The sequence below is a fragment of the Streptomyces sp. TBY4 genome, from assembly GCF_024213195.1.
Classification (GTDB): Bacteria; Actinomycetota; Actinomycetes; order Streptomycetales; family Streptomycetaceae; genus Streptomyces.
Genome location: NZ_JANAVF010000020.1, coordinates 1 through 18,091, shown reverse-complemented (window position 1 = coordinate 18,091; position 18,091 = coordinate 1). Strand labels below are relative to the sequence as shown.

21 protein-coding genes are annotated in these 18,091 nt (G+C 72.2%); 9 read left to right on the top strand and 12 right to left on the bottom strand.

Annotation, left to right across the window (positions count from 1 at the left end; all coding sequences use genetic code 11):
* Positions 1–41: 41 nt before the first annotated feature.
* Together tuf and NLX94_RS33280 are read right to left on the bottom strand one after the other, a co-directional pair.
* The gene (gene tuf, locus NLX94_RS33285; RefSeq protein WP_254386868.1) at positions 42–1,220 is read right to left on the bottom strand and encodes an elongation factor Tu; all 1,179 of its coding nucleotides are present in this window, start codon (positions 1,218–1,220) and stop codon (positions 42–44) included.
* A 344-nt stretch (positions 1,221–1,564) separates the two neighbouring features.
* Positions 1,565–2,290: a DNA alkylation repair protein gene (locus tag NLX94_RS33280; protein ID WP_254386867.1), complete on the bottom strand. Its 726-nt coding sequence runs from the start codon at positions 2,288–2,290 to the stop codon at positions 1,565–1,567.
* Between the two features lie 49 nt (positions 2,291–2,339).
* Here NLX94_RS33280 and NLX94_RS33275 point away from each other — a divergent pair, with 49 nt between their 5' ends.
* The 5 genes from NLX94_RS33275 (at position 2,340) to lnt (ending at position 6,542) form a co-directional block, all read left to right on the top strand.
* A complete protein-coding gene (locus NLX94_RS33275; protein WP_254386866.1) occupies positions 2,340–3,077 on the top strand; it encodes a TVP38/TMEM64 family protein in 738 nt (245 codons plus the stop codon).
* Between the two features lie 48 nt (positions 3,078–3,125).
* Positions 3,126–4,004 carry an undecaprenyl-diphosphate phosphatase gene (locus NLX94_RS33270; RefSeq protein ID WP_254386865.1) on the top strand — a complete coding sequence of 293 codons (879 nt, stop codon included), beginning with the start codon at positions 3,126–3,128 and terminating at the stop codon, positions 4,002–4,004.
* A 114-nt stretch (positions 4,005–4,118) separates the two neighbouring features.
* A complete protein-coding gene (locus NLX94_RS33265) occupies positions 4,119–4,295 on the top strand; it encodes a hypothetical protein (RefSeq protein WP_243339660.1) in 177 nt (58 codons plus the stop codon).
* A 69-nt stretch (positions 4,296–4,364) separates the two neighbouring features.
* Entirely contained in the window at positions 4,365–4,844 is a 480-nt protein-coding gene (locus tag NLX94_RS33260; protein ID WP_254386864.1) for a nuclear transport factor 2 family protein, read from the top strand.
* Between the two features lie 108 nt (positions 4,845–4,952).
* Entirely contained in the window at positions 4,953–6,542 is a 1,590-nt protein-coding gene (lnt, locus tag NLX94_RS33255) for an apolipoprotein N-acyltransferase (protein ID WP_254386863.1), read from the top strand.
* Here the strand turns inward: lnt and NLX94_RS33250 are convergent.
* A complete protein-coding gene (locus NLX94_RS33250) occupies positions 6,466–7,371 on the bottom strand; it encodes a Gfo/Idh/MocA family protein (protein WP_254387010.1) in 906 nt (301 codons plus the stop codon). The genes lnt and NLX94_RS33250 overlap by 77 nt on opposite strands.
* Before the next feature lie 82 nt (positions 7,372–7,453).
* On the opposite strand from NLX94_RS33250, the gene NLX94_RS33245 reads away from it, so the two are divergent.
* Both NLX94_RS33245 and NLX94_RS33240 read left to right on the top strand, forming a co-directional pair.
* Entirely contained in the window at positions 7,454–7,978 is a 525-nt protein-coding gene (locus NLX94_RS33245; RefSeq protein WP_254386862.1) for a DinB family protein, read from the top strand.
* A 72-nt stretch (positions 7,979–8,050) separates the two neighbouring features.
* A complete protein-coding gene (locus NLX94_RS33240) occupies positions 8,051–8,629 on the top strand; it encodes a hypothetical protein (RefSeq protein WP_254386861.1) in 579 nt (192 codons plus the stop codon).
* A gap of 38 nt (positions 8,630–8,667) precedes the next feature.
* Here NLX94_RS33240 and NLX94_RS33235 read toward each other — a convergent pair whose 3' ends face one another.
* From NLX94_RS33235 to NLX94_RS33200, 8 genes are all read right to left on the bottom strand, one after another.
* Positions 8,668–9,183 (bottom strand): hypothetical protein, encoded by a 516-nt coding sequence (locus NLX94_RS33235; protein ID WP_254386860.1) that lies wholly within the window; start codon positions 9,181–9,183, stop codon positions 8,668–8,670.
* A gap of 96 nt (positions 9,184–9,279) precedes the next feature.
* Entirely contained in the window at positions 9,280–9,948 is a 669-nt protein-coding gene (locus NLX94_RS33230) for a uracil-DNA glycosylase (protein ID WP_254387009.1), read from the bottom strand.
* Positions 9,949–10,138: 190 nt separating this feature from the next.
* Positions 10,139–11,722 carry an ABC transporter substrate-binding protein gene (locus NLX94_RS33225; protein ID WP_254386859.1) on the bottom strand — a complete coding sequence of 528 codons (1,584 nt, stop codon included), beginning with the start codon at positions 11,720–11,722 and terminating at the stop codon, positions 10,139–10,141.
* Positions 11,723–11,874: 152 nt separating this feature from the next.
* Complete coding sequence (locus NLX94_RS33220) at positions 11,875–12,636, bottom strand: SDR family oxidoreductase (protein WP_254386858.1); 762 nt, start codon at positions 12,634–12,636, stop codon at positions 11,875–11,877.
* A 20-nt stretch (positions 12,637–12,656) separates the two neighbouring features.
* Positions 12,657–13,418 (bottom strand): 3-oxoacyl-ACP reductase FabG, encoded by a 762-nt coding sequence (fabG, locus tag NLX94_RS33215; RefSeq protein ID WP_254386857.1) that lies wholly within the window; start codon positions 13,416–13,418, stop codon positions 12,657–12,659.
* Positions 13,419–13,562: 144 nt separating this feature from the next.
* The gene (locus NLX94_RS33210) at positions 13,563–13,946 is read right to left on the bottom strand and encodes a DUF3037 domain-containing protein (RefSeq protein ID WP_254386856.1); all 384 of its coding nucleotides are present in this window, start codon (positions 13,944–13,946) and stop codon (positions 13,563–13,565) included.
* The gene (locus NLX94_RS33205) at positions 13,943–14,782 is read right to left on the bottom strand and encodes a HipA family kinase (protein WP_254386855.1); all 840 of its coding nucleotides are present in this window, start codon (positions 14,780–14,782) and stop codon (positions 13,943–13,945) included. The genes NLX94_RS33210 and NLX94_RS33205 overlap by 4 nt, the downstream gene beginning before the upstream one ends.
* Before the next feature lie 55 nt (positions 14,783–14,837).
* Positions 14,838–15,452 carry a cysteine hydrolase gene (locus tag NLX94_RS33200; protein WP_254386854.1) on the bottom strand — a complete coding sequence of 205 codons (615 nt, stop codon included), beginning with the start codon at positions 15,450–15,452 and terminating at the stop codon, positions 14,838–14,840.
* A 75-nt stretch (positions 15,453–15,527) separates the two neighbouring features.
* Between NLX94_RS33200 and NLX94_RS33195 the strand changes: the two genes are divergently transcribed.
* A complete protein-coding gene (locus NLX94_RS33195; protein WP_254386853.1) occupies positions 15,528–16,031 on the top strand; it encodes a pyridoxamine 5'-phosphate oxidase family protein in 504 nt (167 codons plus the stop codon).
* Here NLX94_RS33195 and NLX94_RS33190 read toward each other — a convergent pair.
* Positions 16,028–16,972, bottom strand: coding sequence for a LysR family transcriptional regulator (locus NLX94_RS33190; protein WP_254386852.1), 945 nt, complete (start codon positions 16,970–16,972; stop codon positions 16,028–16,030). The genes NLX94_RS33195 and NLX94_RS33190 overlap by 4 nt on opposite strands.
* Before the next feature lie 74 nt (positions 16,973–17,046).
* Here NLX94_RS33190 and NLX94_RS33185 point away from each other — a divergent pair, with 74 nt between their 5' ends.
* Positions 17,047–18,018 carry a DMT family transporter gene (locus tag NLX94_RS33185; RefSeq protein ID WP_254387007.1) on the top strand — a complete coding sequence of 324 codons (972 nt, stop codon included), beginning with the start codon at positions 17,047–17,049 and terminating at the stop codon, positions 18,016–18,018.
* Positions 18,019–18,091 lie beyond the last annotated feature (73 nt).

Below are 18,091 nucleotides of genomic sequence, written 5' to 3'. Positions count from 1 at the left end.
ACCGCCACCACAGCGGGTACCGCCGGGCCGCTGCCGGCCCGCTAGCCGACCTCGGTCACCGTCCCGGCCCCGACGGTGCGCCCGCCCTCGCGGATCGCGAAGCCGAGCCCGCTCTCCAGCGGGACGTCCCGGCCGAGCTCGACGGTCATGGTGACCGTGTCCCCCGGCCTCGCCGCGCCCGCCCCGCCCAGGTCCACGTTCCCCACCACGTCGGCGGTGCGGAGGTAGAACTGCGGCCGGTAGCCGGTGGCGACGGGCGTGCTGCGGCCGCCCTCCCGGGCGGACAGCAGGTAGACCCGCGCCGTGAAGCGGCGCCCCGGTACGACGCTGCCGGGTGCGGCCACCACGTCCCCGCGGCGCACCGCGTCGCGGGGCACCCCGCGCAGCAGCAGCGCGACGTTGTCCCCGGCCTCGGCGGACTCCATCGGCTTCCCGAAGGTCTCCAGCCCGGTGACCACGGACTCCGCGGCCGCGCCCTCGCCGCCGAGCAGCGCGACGCGGTCGCCCATGGCCACGGTGCCGCGCTCGACGGCGCCGGTGACGACGGTGCCGCGGCCGGTGATGGTGAGGACGTTCTCCACCGGCATCAGGAACGGCGCGCCGGTGTACCGCACGGGCGTGGGCACGTACGTGTCCACGGCGTCGAGCAGGGCCTCGATCGACGCGGTCCAGCGCGGGTCGCCGTCCAGCGCCCCGAGCCCGGAGACCCGTACGACGGGGGCGCCGTCCCCGCCGTAGCCGTTGGCGGTGAGCAGCTCGCGGACCTCCAGCTCGACCAGGTCGGTGAGCTCGGGGTCCCCGGCGTCGGCCTTGTTCAGCGCGACGACGATGTGGTCGACGCCGACCTGCCGGGCGAGGAGCACGTGCTCGGCGGTTTGCGGCATGACCCCGTCGAGGGCGGAGACGACGAGGATCGCCCCGTCGAGCTGCGCCGCGCCGGTGACCATGTTCTTGATGTAGTCGGCGTGGCCGGGCATGTCCACGTGGGCGTAGTGCCGGGTGTCGGTCTCGTACTCGACGTGGGTGAGGTTGATGGTGATGCCGCGCCGGGCCTCCTCGGGGGCCCGGTCGATCCGGTCGAAGGGCACGAAGGAGGCGCCGCCGCGCTCGGCGAGGACTTTGGTGATGGCGGCGGTCAGTGTGGTCTTGCCGTGGTCGACGTGACCCATGGTGCCGATGTTGAGGTGCGGCTTGGTGCGCACGAAGGCCGTCTTGGCCATGATGTCTTCCCGTGTGGTCCGGAGCTGGATGTGACGGGACCCCCTGAGCGAACCGACCCTCCCCCTGCGGGGTCCGCCGGACGATCCGGGAAGGGTCAGCTTCGTGCGCCGCCGAATGCGGGTGCGCCTGCGGCGAGCTGTGCGGGGACGGCAGCCTTCGGCGCGTCCGCGACTGCGGACGGTGCTTCGGGGAAGGTCTGCCTGGACATGGGCCCGATCCTGCCGGAGCCGGGACTGCGGGGCCAGTGAATTACGCGGCGGCGGTCGGGGCTTGCCCCGGGGCCGTACGGATCTGCGCCCCGCGGGCGTGTCCCGGCCCTGCGCCCCGCCCCGGTGCTGCGGCCCTACTCCCCGCCGGTGTTCTTCAGCGCCTCGCGGACCGAGAGCGGGGACAGGGACTCCCGCTCGGCGGTGACGAAGGCGCGTACGGCGCCGGGGTCCGTCTTCGCGTACTCGCGCAGGCACCAGCCGATGGCCTTGCGGACGAAGAAGTCGGGGTGGCCGCTCTGCCGCCGGCAGTACGCGAAGAGCCGGTCGGTGTCGGTCGCGGACTTGTACCGGAGCTGGTGGAGCAGGGCCGTGCGGGCCACCCACAGGTCCTCGTCCCCGATCCACTCGTCCATCACGAGGACCAGCGCCGGGTCCGCCGCCACGAGCGGGCCGACCGTGTGCGCGGCGAGCAGGTCGACGGTGTCCCACCAGGAGCCCGTCACGATCAGGTGCCGCACCACGGGCAGGAAGCCGGAGGAGCAGCGGGAGACGTGCCGGCGCAGGTAGTCGACAGCGAAGTAGCGGTACTCACGCTCCGGCAGCGCCCAGCAGCGCAGCGCGACGGCCGCGCAGTCCGCTTCGTACGGTTTCGGGGTGTCTTTGGTCACGGCCCGGGACAGCTCGCGGCGCAGCGGGGTGGGGATCCCGAGGAAGGGCGAGACGTCCTTCATGTACGCGGCCATGGGCCCGGCCAGCTCCGGGTCGGCCGCCGCGCCGTAGGACTCCGTGAGCCGTGCCACCAGCAGCTCGGCGAGGCCGCTGCTCGGAACCTGCGGAGGCCGCCGGTCGTTCGACTGCATGAGGCCCAGATTACGGCGCCGGGACAGGGGGGTCGGTTAGTCTCCCGGAATGTCCCTCCTCCTCGCGCCGTGGACGCGGCTCTCGCTGCTCGTCGTGCTGCTCCTCGCGGCCGGCGTCTGCGTCGTGCTGTACGAGCCCCAGCGCCTGCTCTCGGAGGGCTGGCCCCCGGGCCTCCCGGTGGGCACCGCCGTCCTGCTCTTCGCCGCGGCGTACGGGGTGTGCACCGCGGCCCTGGTGCCGCGCCCCCTGCTGAACCTGGCCTCCGGGGCCCTCTTCGGCTCCCAGTTCGGCCTGGTCGCGGCGGTCGGCGGCTCGGTGATCGGCGCGGGGATCTCCTTCGGCCTCGGCCGGATGATGGGCCGTGACGCCCTGCGCCCGCTGATCCGCGGCCGCTGGCTCCAGGCGGCCGACGACCAGCTGGCGCGGCACGGTTTCCGCTCGATGCTCGCGGTCCGGATCTTCCCCGGCATGCCCTTCGCCATGGCCAACTACGCCGCCGCGATGTCCCGGTGCGGCTGGCTCCCCTTCCTCCTCGCCACCGCGATCGGGGTGGTCCCGAACACCGCCGCGTACGTGATCGCGGGGGCCAGCGCCTCCTCCCCGACCTCCCCCGCGTTCCTCGCCTCGTTCGCCTTCATCGCCCTCTCCGTGGTGGGAGGGGCGGTCGTCGCCTGGCGCAAGCGGCACCGGCTGGCGCCCGCACGGAGGCCCGAGCGGACCGCGCCGGCACGGGAACTGACGGCCGCACACCCCCCTGTGGTCACGGCCGCACCTCACGGGCCCTAGCATCGGACGCGAACTGCCCGACGATCACAAGGACGAGCGCACCCCGACATGAGCTGGTTCGAATCCCTAATCCTCGGTCTCGTCCAGGGGCTTACGGAGTTCCTCCCGATCTCCTCCAGCGCCCATCTGCGGCTGACCGCGGCATTCGCCGGCTGGCACGATCCGGGAGCGGCCTTCACCGCCATCACGCAGATCGGCACCGAAGCCGCCGTACTGATCTACTTCCGCAAGGACATTGCGAAGATCATCTCCACCTGGTTCCGCTCGCTGTACACGAAGGCGCTGCGCTCCGAGCAGGAAGCCAAGATGGGCTGGCTGGTGATCGTCGGCTCGATTCCCATCGGTGTCCTCGGCCTCGCCTTCAAGGACCAGATCGAGGGCCCGTTCCGCGATCTGCGGCTGATCGCCACCACCCTGATCGTGATGGGCCTCGTGCTCGGCTTCGCCGACCGGCTGGCCGCGCGCGACGAGGAGGGCGGCCGGCACCGCGCCATCCGTGAGCGCAAGACCCTGAAGGAACTGGGCGTCAAGGACGGCCTCATCTTCGGCCTCTGCCAGGCGATGGCGCTGATCCCGGGTGTCTCCCGGTCGGGTGCCACGCTCTCCGGCGGTCTGCTGCTGGGCTTCACCCGCGAGGCGGCCGCCCGCTACTCCTTCCTCCTCGCCATCCCGGCCGTGCTGGCCTCCGGCCTGTTCGAGATCAAGGACGTGATGGAGGACCCGGGCCACATCGAGTGGCCCCAGACGGTCTTCGCGACGGTCGTCGCCTTCCTCATCGGCTACGCGGTCATCGCCTGGTTCATGAAGTTCATCTCCAGCAAGAGCTTCATGCCCTTCGTGATCTACCGGGTCCTGCTCGGCATCCTGCTGTTCGTCCTGATCGGCATGGGTGTGCTCAGCCCCCACGCGGGCGAGTCGGGCGGCTAGGACGCGGACCGCTCACCGCTTCGCGTGAATCGGAGGCCGCCCGGGAACGTTCCCGGGCGGCCTTCGCGTCGTTGTGGAGGGAGAGGACCTGAGTCGAACTGCAGGGGGTGTCCCATGGGTCGAGTGGTGCTGGAGCGGTTTCCGGCCGGAAGTCCGCGGGGGAGTTGGCCGGCCGAGGAGTACGCGGCGCAGCGGATGCGCGAGGGCGTGCCCGCGGAGGTGGTGATGGATCTGGCGAGCGATGCGTACCTCGTGGTGGTCCGTCCCCGGGAGGCGCGTTCCGGTCACTGATCCGGTGCCGCAGGATCCGGGCGGCGCACGCCCCTTGGCCTCGGCGCCCCGCGCCCGCACACTGACCCGATGACGCAGCGTGTGGACCTTGCGGGCGTGATGGACCGACTGGCGATCGACGAGCTGGTCACGGGGTACGCCATCGCCGTGGACGACGGCGACTGGGACGCGTACCGCGCCCTGTTCGCCCCGGGCGGGCGGGCCGACTACGCCTCGGCCGGCGGGATCGAGGGCCCGGCCGGGGAGGTCGCGGACTGGCTGGCGGAGACGATGAAGCTGTTCCCGGTGCGCCAGCACCTCATCGTCAACCGGCTGATCCGGATCGCGGACCAGGGCGGCTCCCCCGGTGACACGGCGGAGGTCCGGGCCGACTTCCTCAACCCCATGCGGCTGGCCGGGGAGGAGCCCGACGAGGGCGGCCCGGCCGTCACCGCGCCCAACTTCGTCGCGGCCGGGCGCTACACCTTCGCCGTCGCCCGTACCGCCCGCTCCGGCTGGCGCCTCGCGCGGGTCACCGTCCACGAGAAGTGGCGGCACATGTCGTTCTGATGGTTCGGCCGGCAGGTGGTTCGCCCCGCGGGCGGTCGACCCGCGGGTGGTTCGCCCCGCAGGTGGTTCCACCCGTGGGGCTGTTCCACACTGGAAGCGGAGGCCCCCGTGGTGCGAGAGGTCCTGACGGTCTCGGAGCGGGCCCCGTGGTGGCGTGCGCCGGCGGCGGTCACGGCGGGAGCCCTGCCCTGCCTCGCCTTCCCCGCCCCCGCGCTGTGGTGGTTCGCCTACGTCGCCCTCGTGCCCTGGATCCTGCTGCTGAGGTCGGCCCCCCGCGGCCGGCGCGCGGCCCTGGAGGGCTGGCTCGGCGGCGCCGGCTTCGTCTTCGCCGTCCACCACTGGCTGCTGCCCAGCCTGCACGTGTTCCTCTTCGCCGTCGCGGCGCTCGTGGGCCTGCTCTGGATCCCCTGGGCGCTACTGGTGCGCGAGCTCCTCGGCGGGACCCCGGGGCCGGGGCGTGCGGCGGCCGCCCTGGTCCTCGTACCGGCGGGGTGGCTGCTGTCGGAGCTGGCCCGGTCCTGGCAGGGGCTGGGCGGGCCGTGGGGGCTGCTCGGCGCCAGTCAGTGGCAGGTGGCGCCCGCACTGCGGCTGGCTTCGGTGGGCGGGGTCTGGCTGGTCGGTCTGCTGGTCGTGGCGGTGAACTGCGCGCTGGTGCTGCTGATCACGGCGCCGGCGGCGCGGTCGGCGGCGCTGGCCGGGGTGACGGGCTGCGCGGTGCTGACGGGTGCGGTGTGGCTGTGGGCGCCCCGCCCCGAGCCGGTCGGCTCCCTGCGCGTGGCCCTCGTACAGCCGGGGCTGGTTCCCGACTCCCCGGACAGTCCCGAGCGGCGGTTCGACCTCGGGGAGCGGCTGACCGGGACCCTGGCCGGACAGCGGCCCGACCTCGTGGTGTGGGGGGAGAGCAGCGTCGGCGCGGACCTGGCGGCCCGGCCGGACCTGACCCGGCGGCTCGCGGAGCTCTCGGCGCGGGTCGGGGCTCCGCTGCTGGTCAACGTGGACGCGCGGGGCGCCGACCGGCCCGGGATCCGCAAGTCGGCGGTGCTCGTCGGCCCCGGCGGCCCGACCGGTGAGCGGTACGACAAGATGCGCCTGGTGCCGTTCGGCGAGTACGTGCCGGCCCGCGCGCTGCTGGGCTGGGCCACCTCGGTCGGCAAGGCGGCGGAGGAGAACCGCGTCCCGGGCAGCGCGCCGGTCCTGATGGACCTGCCGGGCCGGCCCGGTGTCCGCCTCGGCCCGCTGGTCTGCTTCGAGTCGGCCTTCCCGGACATGAGCCGCCACCTGGCACGCGGGGGCGCCGCCCTGCTGGTCGACCAGTCGGCCACCTCCACCTTCCAGGACAGCTGGGCACCCGCCCAGCACGCCTCGCTGTCCGCGCTGCGCGCCGCCGAGACCGGCCGTCCCGTGGTCCACGCCACCCTCACCGGGATCAGCGAGGTGCGCGGCCCGTCCGGCGGGCGGATCGGGCCGGCCCTGTCCACCGCGGCGAGCACCGCGCGGGTGTACGAGGTCCCGCTGGCGCGGGGCACGACCCTGTACGTCCGCTTCGGGGACTGGCCGGCGGGCGCCGCCCTGGCCGCCCTGGCGGTCTACTGCGCGGCCGCGGGCGCCCGCGCGGTGCGGCTCAGGAGGCCTGGTCCAGAGCCGAGCGCACCACCCGCTCGCACAGTTCGTGGGTCAGCAGGGCGTCGCGCGCGCTGAGGACCGTGCCCGCGGCGACGGCCTCCAGGAAGGAGTCGACGACCTGCTCGATACCGCGCTGGCGCGCCACCGGCACCCAGTCCCCGCGCCGCCGGACCGTGGGCTGGCCCTTGTGGTCGATGACCTCCGCGAGGTTGACGACCTGGCGCTTGGTGTCCTGCCCGGAGACCTCCAGCACCTCCTCCGTGGAACCGGAGAGCCGGTTCATGATGCCGAGCGCGGTGAAGCCCGTACCCGACAGCTGGAGCACCACCTGGCTCATCAGGCCGCCCTGCACCACGGCCCGTACGTCGACCTGGTCGGCCTCGCCGGGCAGCAGGAAGCGCAGCGTGTCGACGACGTGGATGAAGTCGTCGAGGACGAAGGTCCGTACGTCCTCGGGCAGCCCGACCCGGTTCTTCTGCATGACGATCAGGTCCCGCGCGTGGTCCGCGCACTGCGCGTAGCCGGGCGCGTGGCGGCGGTTGAAGCCGACGGCGAGGGACACCCCGCGCTCCTCGGCCAGTTCGACCAGGCGGCGCGAGTCCGCGAGCTCGTAGGCGATCGGCTTGTCCACGTACGTCGGCACGCCCGCCTCCAGCAGCCGTTCCACGATCTCGGGGTGGACGGCGGTCGGGGCGTGCACGAAGGCCGCGTCGAGCTTCTGCGCGAGCAGCGCGTCGAGGTCGGTGTGCAGGCGTTCGGCCGGGACGCGGTGCTGGGCGCCGACCCGCTCCAGGGTGGCCGGGGTCCGGGTCTGCAGGTGCAGTTCGAGCCCCGGGCGGGTGGTCAGGACGGGCAGGTACGCCTTCTGCGCGATGTCGCCGAGTCCGATGCAGCCGACCTTCACCGGGGCCTCCAGGTTCGTTCCTTGTGGGAGTACGCAGCCTAATCGGTGGTGGCCGCGGACGCGTTCGACCAGGATGAACGCCATGACGATCACTGATGGATCCCACCGCGCCGAACCCTCCACCACGGCCGGCGAGCGCGACATGCTCGACGGCTGGCTCGACTACCACCGCGCCACCCTCGCCTGGAAGTGCTCGGGCCTCTCGGACGCCCAGCTGCGCTCCACCCCGCTGCTGCCCTCCGGACTGAGCCTGCTCGGGCTAGTGCGGCACATGGCAGAGGTGGAGCGGTACTGGTTCCGGGAGATCATGCTCGACGAGGACCTGCCCGAGCTGTTCTGCACCCGCGAGGACCCGGACGGGGACTTCCACGTCACCGAGGCGGACACCTGGGCCGCGGCCGAGCAGGTCTGGCAGACCGAGATCGAGCTGGCCCGGCAGGCTGCGGCCGGTCGCTCCCTGGACCTGGCCTCCAAGCCCGAGAGCCACCGCCGGGGCGAGGTGTTCAGCCTGCGCTGGGTCTACAACCACATGATCGAGGAGTACGCGCGCCACAACGGCCACGCCGACCTGCTGCGCGAGCACCTCGACGGCGCCACGGGCGAGTAGCCGTCACCCGTGCGGGGTGAATATCGACTCCGGGTTTTCGCAACAGGGTCCTCGCACAGCAGAGTTGTGTGAGTGCATCCAACCCGAACCACGACAAAACTGCTGCTCGGCGTCGCCTGCGCGGTCTCGGCCGTCTCCGGCTGCGTGAACGTGACCCCGGCCCCCGTGCAGCCGGCGACCGCCCCCGGCACCCCCGGGGCGCTGCCCCGGCACCAGCCCCTCGGCGGGCAGGGGGCCCCGGTGGCCGTCCGGGCACCCGCCCTGGAGGCTCTGGAGGCCGTGGAGGCGGCGCCGGGACGCCCGGCCGGGCCCGCCCCCTCCACGTCCGGCCGGGCCGCCGTCCCGCGCGCCGGGGTCCCGGCCGCCGAGGGCGCCGGTGACGGCCGTCGGGGAGGCCGCGGAGCCCCGGCGGCGGCTGCCGCGCCGGTCCCGGACATCCCGGAGCCCCGCGGCCACCGGGACCACGCCGACGGGCGGCCCGGCGGGCAGCACCCCGGGCGGGTCCGTCCCGAGGGCGGCGAGGTGCCGCGCGAGCTGGTGCGGGAGCTGCCGGTGCGGCCGGCCGACGTGTGCGCGCTGGGCCGCGCGCACGGCCGCTGGCACCCGGACAGCCCGGAGGCCCGCATCTGCGCGGGCGTCCAGGGCGGCTGACAGCGGCTCACGGGGGCGCTGACGGCTGCTGCGGCGGGCTACTGGTTCTGTTCCGGGAACGGCCGGGGACCCTCCCCCGGTTCCGCCGCGAGCCGGCGCTCCAGGCGGGCGATGGCGGCCCGTACGCCGTTCCCGTACCCGTCGTCGGACAGGGCCCCGGTGGCGGCGCGGGCCCGCGCCAGGTGGATCCGGGCCGCCTCGGGACGCCGGAGCTTCACGTAGTCGGCGGCCAGGCTCAGGTGCAGCGAGGGGTAGAAGACCCGGACGGCCGCCGGCGGGCCGGCCCCGTCGCCGGAGCCACCGGAGCCGTCGGCGTGCGCGGCGCTCAGGGCGCGCAGGTCCCAGGCCAGCTCCTCGGCGGGGTCGTCCTGCGCGTCGGCCAGGTAGTGCGCGAGCGTGCAGCGGTGCAGGGAGTCGCCCTCCGTGCCGATCTCGGACCAGATCTCGCCGAGCCGGTTGCGGGCCTCCTCGCGGTCGCCGGCGTGCAGCAGGATGACCGCTTGGCCGATCCTGGTCATGACGGCGTCCTCGGACGCCTCCTGCTGCTCCGTCAACGCGGCCTCCGGCTCGTTCCCGTCAGACCTGCTCCGGTCCGATCATCAAGACGCTAGCCGGAGGCACCTCCATTGCCGCCTAGGCGCGGTCGGGCATCAGCCCAGGTCCGGGATCCGCCAGTCGATCGGCGCATGGCCCTGGGCGGCGACGGCCTCGTTGATCTGGGTGAAGGGCCGGGAGCCGAAGAACTTCTTGGCCGACAGCGGGGAGGGGTGGGCGCCCTTGACGACGGCGTGCCGCTCCTCGTCGATCAGCGGGAGCTTCTTCTGCGCGTACGCCCCCCAGAGGACGAAGACGGCCGGGTCGGGGCGCTCGGCCACCGCGCGGATCACCGCGTCGGTGAACTTCTCCCAGCCCTTGCCCTTGTGCGAGTTGGGCTCGGCCTCGCGCACGGTGAGCACCGCGTTGAGCAGCAGGACGCCCTGCTCCGCCCACGGCATCAGATAGCCGTTGTCCGGGATGGGGGTGCCCAGCTCGGCCTGCATCTCCTTGTAGATGTTGCGCAGCGAGGGCGGGGTCTTCACGCCGGGCTGCACGGAGAAGCACAGGCCGTGGCCCTGGCCCGCGCCGTGGTACGGGTCCTGGCCGAGGACCAGTACCTTCACCTGGTCGAACGCCGTGGCCTCCAGGGCCGCGAAGACCTGCTCGCGGGGCGGGTAGACCGGCCCGTTCGCCCGCTCCTTCTCGACGAACTCGGTGAGCTCTTTGAAGTAGGGCTTGTCCAGCTCTCCGCCGAGGACGGGGAGCCAGGACTCGGGCAGCATCTGGGTCACGGCGACAACCTCCGGTACACGTTCTTCGATACGTCACGTCCACTCGCGCAACTGCTGCGCGCGACTGGTCCAGAACTTACCGGTGGCCACTGACAACGCGGCGCCCGCCCGCCCCGCCCGGGTGGGCGGTGCGGACGGGCGGGGCGGCGTACGGAGCGCTCGGTGAGCGCGTACGGGCCTGCTACCAGCTGGTCTTGCGGTACAGCTCCCACAGCTGCATGACGGTCTGCGGGTCGAGCGCCCGCTCCGCGCCGGCGATGTCGTCGCGGGCGGCCACGTACAGCTTGCCCTGCCACAGCGGCAGCAGCCGGACGTCGTTGGCGAAGATCTGCTGGGCCTTCTCGAACTCCTGGATGCCGGCCGACCGGTCGCTCTCGCGGCGGGACTTGGGCAGGATCGTGTTCAGGATCTCGGCCGACTCGTACGGGGTGCCGACCGCGTTCTCCTTGCCGACGAACGGCGCGATGAAGTTGTCCGGGTCCGGGAAGTCGGGGAACCAGCCGCGGCCGAAGACCGGGTACTCGCCCTTCTTGTAGCCCACCTGGAATTCCTTCCAGGGCTGGCCGCGCAGGGTGATCTTGAAGAGGCCGCTCTCGTCGAGCTGCCGCTTGAGCTCGGTGAACTCGTCGGCGGTGGAGGCGCCGTAGCGGTCGGTGGTGTACCAGAAGGTCAGGGGCACCGGAGTGGGGATCCCGGCGTCCTTGAGGGCCTTCTTGGCCTTCTCCACGCTCGGCTGGCCGTAGGAGTCGTAGAAGGGCGTCTTGTGGCCGACGACGCCCTTGGGGACCATCGAGTAGAGCGGCTCGGCGGTGCCCTGGTAGACCTTCGAGACGAGCGCCCCGCGGTCGACGATCTGCGCGATCGCCTGGCGCACCTGGACCTTCGCCACCTGCGGGTCCGTCGGGTTGAAGATCAGGTAGCGGATCTCCGAGCCGACGTTCTCGACGACCTGGACGCCCGCGTCGTGCGAAGCGGGGGTCTGGAGGTCCTTGACCTCGTCGGCGGAGAGGCCGCGGTAGGTCGCGTCGATCTCCTTGCCCTTGAGGGCCGCGATCATCTTCTTGGAGTCCGCGAAGTAGCGGATGGTGACCCCGCCGTTGCGGCGGTTGGCGAAGCCGTTGTAGCCCCCGTTGCGGTTCAGGACCGCCTCGCCGGCCTCCTTGTACGACTCCAGGGTGTACGGGCCGGAGCCCGTGACCGCGTTGCCCTCGCGCAGCTTGTCGGCCGGGTACTGCTTCGGCGAGACGAGGGAGGCGGCCGGGGAGCCGAGCACGAAGGGGAAGGTGGCGTCCGGGGTGTTCAGGTGGAAGACCACCGTCTGAGCGTCCGGGGTCTCGATCTTGTCGAGGCTGCCGAAGAGGGCCTTGGGGCCGGACGGGGCGTCGATGGTCCGGATCCGGTCCAGCGAGTGCTTGACGGCCTTGGCGTCGAGCGGCTCGCCGTCGGAGAACTTCAGGCCCTTGCGCACGGTGCAGCGGTACGACTCGTTCCCGGAGTCGGTGAACTCGCAGCTCTGGGCCGCGTCCGGCTGGGGCTTGGTGGCACCGGTGGGGAAGGCCAGCAGGGTCTGGTAGACGTTCCGGTAGAGCTCCCAGGAGCCGTCCCAGGCCGCGGCTGGATCGAGGGTCGTGGGTGCGCTCGTCGTTCCGACGACGATCCGCTGGTCGCCATTGCCGCCGTCGTCCGAGAACAGGCCGCATCCGGAGAGCAGGGATATGGACGCAAGGGCCGCAGTGATCTGCAGGCATCTGGTCCGGTTGAACACGTGCACGCTCCTCGATCAGCCAGGGGTGCGGCAGACCCTACCGCAGAGCATCACGAAACCAATGGGTAGGTTTCGTGCGGCACTTGACCGATTACGTGCCCATTCGGTACGCATTTGCCTCCCCTTCGGAGGCAAATGCGTCCGATTATCGGTCAATGCACCCCGGAATTGAGGAACATTCCCCCGTCAACGACGAGAGTTTGTCCCGTGATCCATTCCGCTTGTGCAGATGTAAGAAAAGCTGCGGCCCCTCCGATGTCCTCCGGAACCCCGAGCCGGCCCAGCGGATAGGCGGCAGCCGCCTCCTGTTCCCGGCCCTCGTAGAGCGCCTGCGCGAACCTCGTCTTCACCACCGCGGGCGCGATCGCGTTGACCCGGACCGCCGGCGCCATCTCGTGGGCGAGCTGCAGGGTCAGATTGATCATCGCCGCCTTGCTCATCCCGTACGCCCCGATGAAGGGCGAGGCGGAGACCCCGGCGATGGACGCGATGTTCACGATCGCGCCGCCGTTCTCCTTCTGCCAGGCGTGCCAGGTCCGCTGGGCGAAGCCGAGCGCCGAGATCACGTTGGTCTCGAAGACCTTGCGGGCGACCCCGAGGTCCAGGTCCGCGATCGGGCCGAAGACCGGATTGGTGCCCGCGTTGTTGATCAGGAAGTCGACGCGGCCGAAGGCCTCCATCGTGCGCTCCACGGCGGCGGCCTGGTGGGCCTCGTCGTGGGCCTTGCCGGCGACCGCGATCACCCGGTCGGCGCCGAGCCGCTCCACGGCCTCCTTGAGTGCCTCCTCGCCCCGTCCGGTGATGCAGACCCGGTCGCCGCGCGCCACCAGGGCCTCGGCGATGCCGTAGCCGATGCCGCGGCTCGCCCCGGTGATCAGTGCGACCCTGCCGCTGTCCGTTCCTTCGTACGCCATGACGTGCGTCCTGCCTCTCGTCAGCTGAGCGGGCCGCCGGCCACGTACATGACCTGGCCGGAAACGAAGCCGGCGTCCTCGCCGGTGAAGAAGGCGATGGCGTTGGCCACGTCGTCCGGGCGCCCGACGCGCTGCACCGGGATCTGGGTGGCGGCCGCGGCCTGGAAGTCCTCGAAGCCCATGCCGACCCGGGCGGCCGTGTGGGCGGTCATCTCGGTGACGATGAAACCGGGGGCGACGGCGTTGGCGGTGATGCCGAACTTGCCGAGCTCGATGGCCAGCGTCTTGGTGAAGCCCTGCAGACCGGCCTTGGCCGCCGAGTAGTTGGCCTGGCCGCGGTTGCCGAGCGCCGAGCTGCTGGAGAGGCTCACGATCCGGCCGAACTTGGCTGCCACCATGTGCTTCTGACAGGCCTTCGACATCAGGAACGCACCGCGCAGGTGGACGTTCATGACGGTGTCCCAGTCGGAGTCGCTCATCTTGAAGAGCAGGTTGTCCCGCAGCACACCCGCGTTGTTGACCAGGATGGTCGGGGCGCCGAGCAGGCTCGCCACCCGCTCGACGGCCGCCTCCACCTGCGCGCTGTCGGAGACGTCGCAGCCGATCGCGACGGCGGTGCCGCCGGCCGCCGTGATCGCCTCCACGGTGTCCTTGCAGGCCGCCTCGTCCAGGTCGAGTACGGCGACCGCCCGGCCTTCGGCCGCCAGGCGTACGGCGGTGGCCGCGCCGATGCCCCGGGCCGCCCCGGTCACGATCGCGACGCGCTGCTCGGTGGTGGACATGCTGGATCTCCTCGCCCTCGAAAAAGCGGCCCCCATGGGTGAGCAACCGCTTAGTAGCTTCAGCTGAGGAGACGCTAGGAGCCCTGGCACCCGGTGTCAACGCCACCAGGTGCCAGGGCTCCGCGACTCACACCGCCCGGCGGCTCAGCGGACCAGCAGGTCCAGCAGCCGCTCCACCTCGGCGGCGGGGTCGGCCGTCAGGCCGGTGTGCACCGGGCCCGGCTGCACGACGGTGCTCCGCGGCGCGATCAGCCACCGGAACCGGCGCCCCGCGTCGTCGCCCGCCGCCTGACCGGCCGACTCCCCGCCCGCGCACACGCCCTCCACGCCGCGCAGGGCGGCCCGTACGCCGGCCACGTCGGCCCCCGGATCCAGCGCGAGGAGCTTCGCCTCGTCCAGAAGGGTGCGCGCGGCGACGTACGAACGCCCCCGGCAGTAGACGATCACGCCGGCGTTGAAGCACTCGCCGCGCTCCATCCGGGGCACCACACGCACGAGCGCGTACTCGAACACGTCCCGCTTGATCACTCGCTGTCGCTCTTCATCTTCCGGGGACGGGGGTCGAGGCGGTCGGCGAGCCAGCCGGGCGGACCCGACCGGACCTTCACCTCGGCCTCCATCGTGATCCTCTCGTGGATCGTGGCCGCGCGCGGCAGCAGGGCCTCCACGTAGGCGCGGCGCAGCGCGTCGGTGGAGTCGAAGCCCGGCTCGTCGACCAGCCACTCGTCGGGCACGTCGGCCGCGACCTCGGTGAGCAGCTCCTCGGTGACCAGCGGCGCGAGCGCGGCCGCCGCCGCGGCGATGTCCGGGCCGACCGGGGCCAGTACGTGGTCGGAGGCGTTGTACGGCTTGGCGGCGGCGCTCCCGGCGGTGGGCCAGTTGTGGTGCCAGATCATGGTGGCGCCGTGGTCGATGAGCCAGAGCTGCCCGTGCCAGACCAGCATGTTCGGATTGCGCCAGGACCGGTCGACGTTGTTGATCAGCGCGTCGAACCAGACCACCCGCCCCGCCTCCACGGGGTCCACCTGGTACGCGAGCGGGTCGAAGCCGATCGAGCCGGGGAGGTAGTCCATCCCCAGGTTCAGCCCGCCGCTGGCCTTGAGCAGCTCCTGGACCTCCTGGTCGGGCTCACCGAGCCCGATCACCGGGTCGAGCTGCATCTGCACCAGCCGCGGGACGCGCAGCCCCAGCCGCTGGGCCAGCCGGCCGCAGACGACCTCGGCGACCAGGGTCTTGCGGCCCTGACCGGCTCCGGTGAACTTCATGACGTAGGTGCCGAGATCGTCGGCTTCCACGATTCCCGGGAGCGATCCGCCCTCGCGCAGGGGCGTCACGTACCGGGTCGCGATCACTTCTGTGAGCATTTCCCCACACTAACGGGCAGCCGCCGACGGCTCCGGCGGGCCCGGAGTACGAAGGTCAGTGCGTCGGAGCCCACTGCGCGAGGAGGGCTTCGGCCGTGGTGATGGCTGCCACGAGGGAGAGGGAGTTGCGGATCACCTCGGCGGTGCAGGCCGCGGGCACCCCGGCGATGGCGTCGGAGGGGATCACGACCTGATAGCCGAGGTTCACCGCGTCGAAGACGGTGTTCGGGATCGCGATGTTGGAGGAGACCCCGGTGACGACGAGGGTGCGGACGCCGAGGTTGCGCAGCAGGGCGTCGAGGTCCGTGCCGGCCATCGGGGAGAGTCCGTGCAGGCGGCGCAGCACGAGGTCCTGCTCCGCGACGGTGATCGGCGCGGCCACCTCCACGGCCCGGCTGCCGGTCAACTGGCGCACCGGCAGCTTCCCCGCGGCGCGGAAGAGCCGCGCGTTGGCATTGGCCCCGAGCCCGTCGGGCCGCCGCTCGGCGATGGCGTGCAGCACCTGCACCCCGGCCCCGCGCGCGGCCTCGACCAGCGCGGCGACCCGGTCGAGCATGCCGGAGTCCCGCGCCTCCTTCGCCAGCTCCGGGAGGGCGCTCTCCTCGCCGACGACACCGTTCTGGCACTCGACGGTGAGCAGTGCGGTGGTGGCGGGATCGAGATCGGCCATGGCTCCCCCTGGCGTGGCGACGGAAGAGCACGCATGATTCCTGACACACAGTCAGATGTGAAGGGGCGCGGCCATATGGACAGGACACCGGTGGACAGCACACCCACGGACACCACCCCCGCGGACAGGGCGCAGCGGCGGGGTCGCCGCATCATGATGACCGACGAGGAGACGGACGCCTTCCTGCGCGAGCAGCGCACCTGCCGGGTGGCCACCGTTTCCCCCGACGGCCGCCCCCACGTGGGCGCGCTCTGGTTCGCCTGGGACGGCACCTCCCTGTGGCTGTACTCGATCACCCGCAGCCGCCGCTGGTCCGACCTCCGCAAGGACCCCCGGATCTCGGTGGTCGTGGACGCCGGCGAGGCCTACGACGAACTGCGCGGCGTCGAACTGTCCGGTACGGCCGTCTTCGTGGGCGAGGCCCCCCGTACGGGCGAGCCCTGCGAGGAACTGGCGGAGCCGGAGCGGCTGTTCCCCGTCAAGAACTTCGGCATCACGGAGATGCCGCACGACGGACGGCACGCCTGGATCAGGCTGACCCCGGACTCGATCGTCTCCTGGGACTTCCGCAAGATCTAGGGCGCGGCGGCCGCGGGACCCCCAGCCTCACCAGCACCTGTAGCAGCCGCAGCCCCCGCCCTCCTCAAGGCCTCGACGGCGGCCCGGATCGACGGCCGACGGTCCGCGTCCGCCCGCCAGACGACGTACACATGCCGCCGGACGCTGTCGCGCACCGGCAGCAGCCGGACCCCCGGCGGCACGGGTCCGCGCCCGAGCCGGGGAGCCACGCACACCCCCAGACCGGCCTCGACGAAGGCCAGTTGGGTGTGGTGCTCCTCGGCGATGTGCGTGACCCGGGGCTCGATGCCGGTACCGCGCAGGGTGGAGACGAGCCACTCGTGGCAGAACTGCCCCTCGGTCCAGGAGATCCAGTCGTCCTCGCCGAACTCGGCCAGCGAGATCCCGGCGCGGCCGGCCAGCGGATGCCCCACCGGCACCGCGATGTCCAGGGAATCGTCCAGCAGATGGGCCCGCGTGAGCTCGGCGGGTACCGGCATCCGCTTGTTGTGCCAGTCGATGGCGAGGGCCATGTCGAGGTCGCCCCGCACCACGGCGGTCAGGCTCTCCTCCGATTCCTGCTCCCGTACCCGGGGCCGCAGTTCGGGATGGTCGGCACGCAACTCCGCCAGGACCTGCGGCAGTAGCCCGCGCATGGCGGTCGGGAAGGCGCCGATCCGCAGCTCGCCGACCGCACACCCGCGCCGGGCCTCCACATCGGCCTGGGCGAGCTCGACCTGGGAGATGATCCGGGCCGCGTGCTCGGCGAGGAGCCGGCCGGCATCGGTGAGCCTGACCCCGCGCCCGTTCTTGGCCAGCAGCGGCTGACCGACCTCCCGTTCCAGCTTGGCCATCTGCTGGGACACGGCGGAGGTGGTGACGTGGAGCCCGTCGGCGGCTCCACTGACGGAGCCGTGGCGGGCGAGGGCGTCGAGGGTGCGCAGCCGCTCCAGGTTCAACATATAAGCAATCCTACGACGTCATGCCCAGCAACATTCGCTTGTCCTACGAGGTCGTGCAGGCCAAGGTTGTTGTCATGAGCGCCCCCAGCACCCCAGCCCCAGCCCCAGCCCCAGCGACCACCCAGGCCCCGGCCCCCACCCCCAGCGGGGGTTCCGGCGCGAAGACCACCACCAGTCGGCTGGACTGGCGCCTGCGCTTCGTGGTCCTCTCGGTGATCTGGGGCTTCAGCTTCCTGCTGATCAAGGTGGGCACGGAGGCGTACGCCCCGTTCCAGGTCGCCCTCGGCCGGGTCTTCTTCGGCGCGCTCGCCCTGCTCACCGTGCTCCTGGTCCGCCGCGAACGGCTCCCCCGGGGCCGGACCACCTGGGCCCACCTGACGGTGGCGGCGCTCCTCCTCAACACCGCCCCGTTCTCCCTCTTCGCGTACGCGGAACTGAGCATCCCCTCCAGCCTGGCGGGCATCTGCAACGCCACTTCGCCGCTGTGGGGCATGGCCCTCTCGCTCGTCGCGCTCTCCGAGGACCGCCCGACGCGCCGCCGCTTCGCGGGGCTGGGCCTGGGCTTCCTCGGCGTCCTGACCGTCCTCGGCGCCTGGCAGGGCTTCTCGGGGCTCGACGCCAAGGGCACCGCGCTCGCCCTGCTGGCCGCGCTCTGCTACCCGATCGGCTGGATCTACGTACGCCGCACCCTGGCCTCCACACCGGGCTCCCCGGTCGCCCTGACCGGCGCCCAGCTCCTGGCCTCGACCCTCCAACTGGCGGTGATCAGCGCCCTGTTCACCTCGGCCCCCGCCTCGTTCCCGCTCTGGCCGACCCTGTCGGTGATCGCCCTGGGCGCCCTGGGCACGGGCATGGCCCTGCAGATGCAGTACCGCCTGGTCACGGAGGTCGGTCCGACCACCGCGCAGATGGTCACGTACTTCATCCCGGTCATCGCGACCACCGCGGGCGTCCTCCTCCTGGGCGAACAGCTCCACTGGAACACCCCGGTGGGCGCGGCCGTCGTCCTGGCCGGTGCGGCCCTCACCCAGACCCGTCGCCGCTAGATGAGTCATTCCGAATGATCAGTGGTCGTAGGCGACCAGTGATCGTGTGACGGGCTGGCGGGTCTTGTGGTTG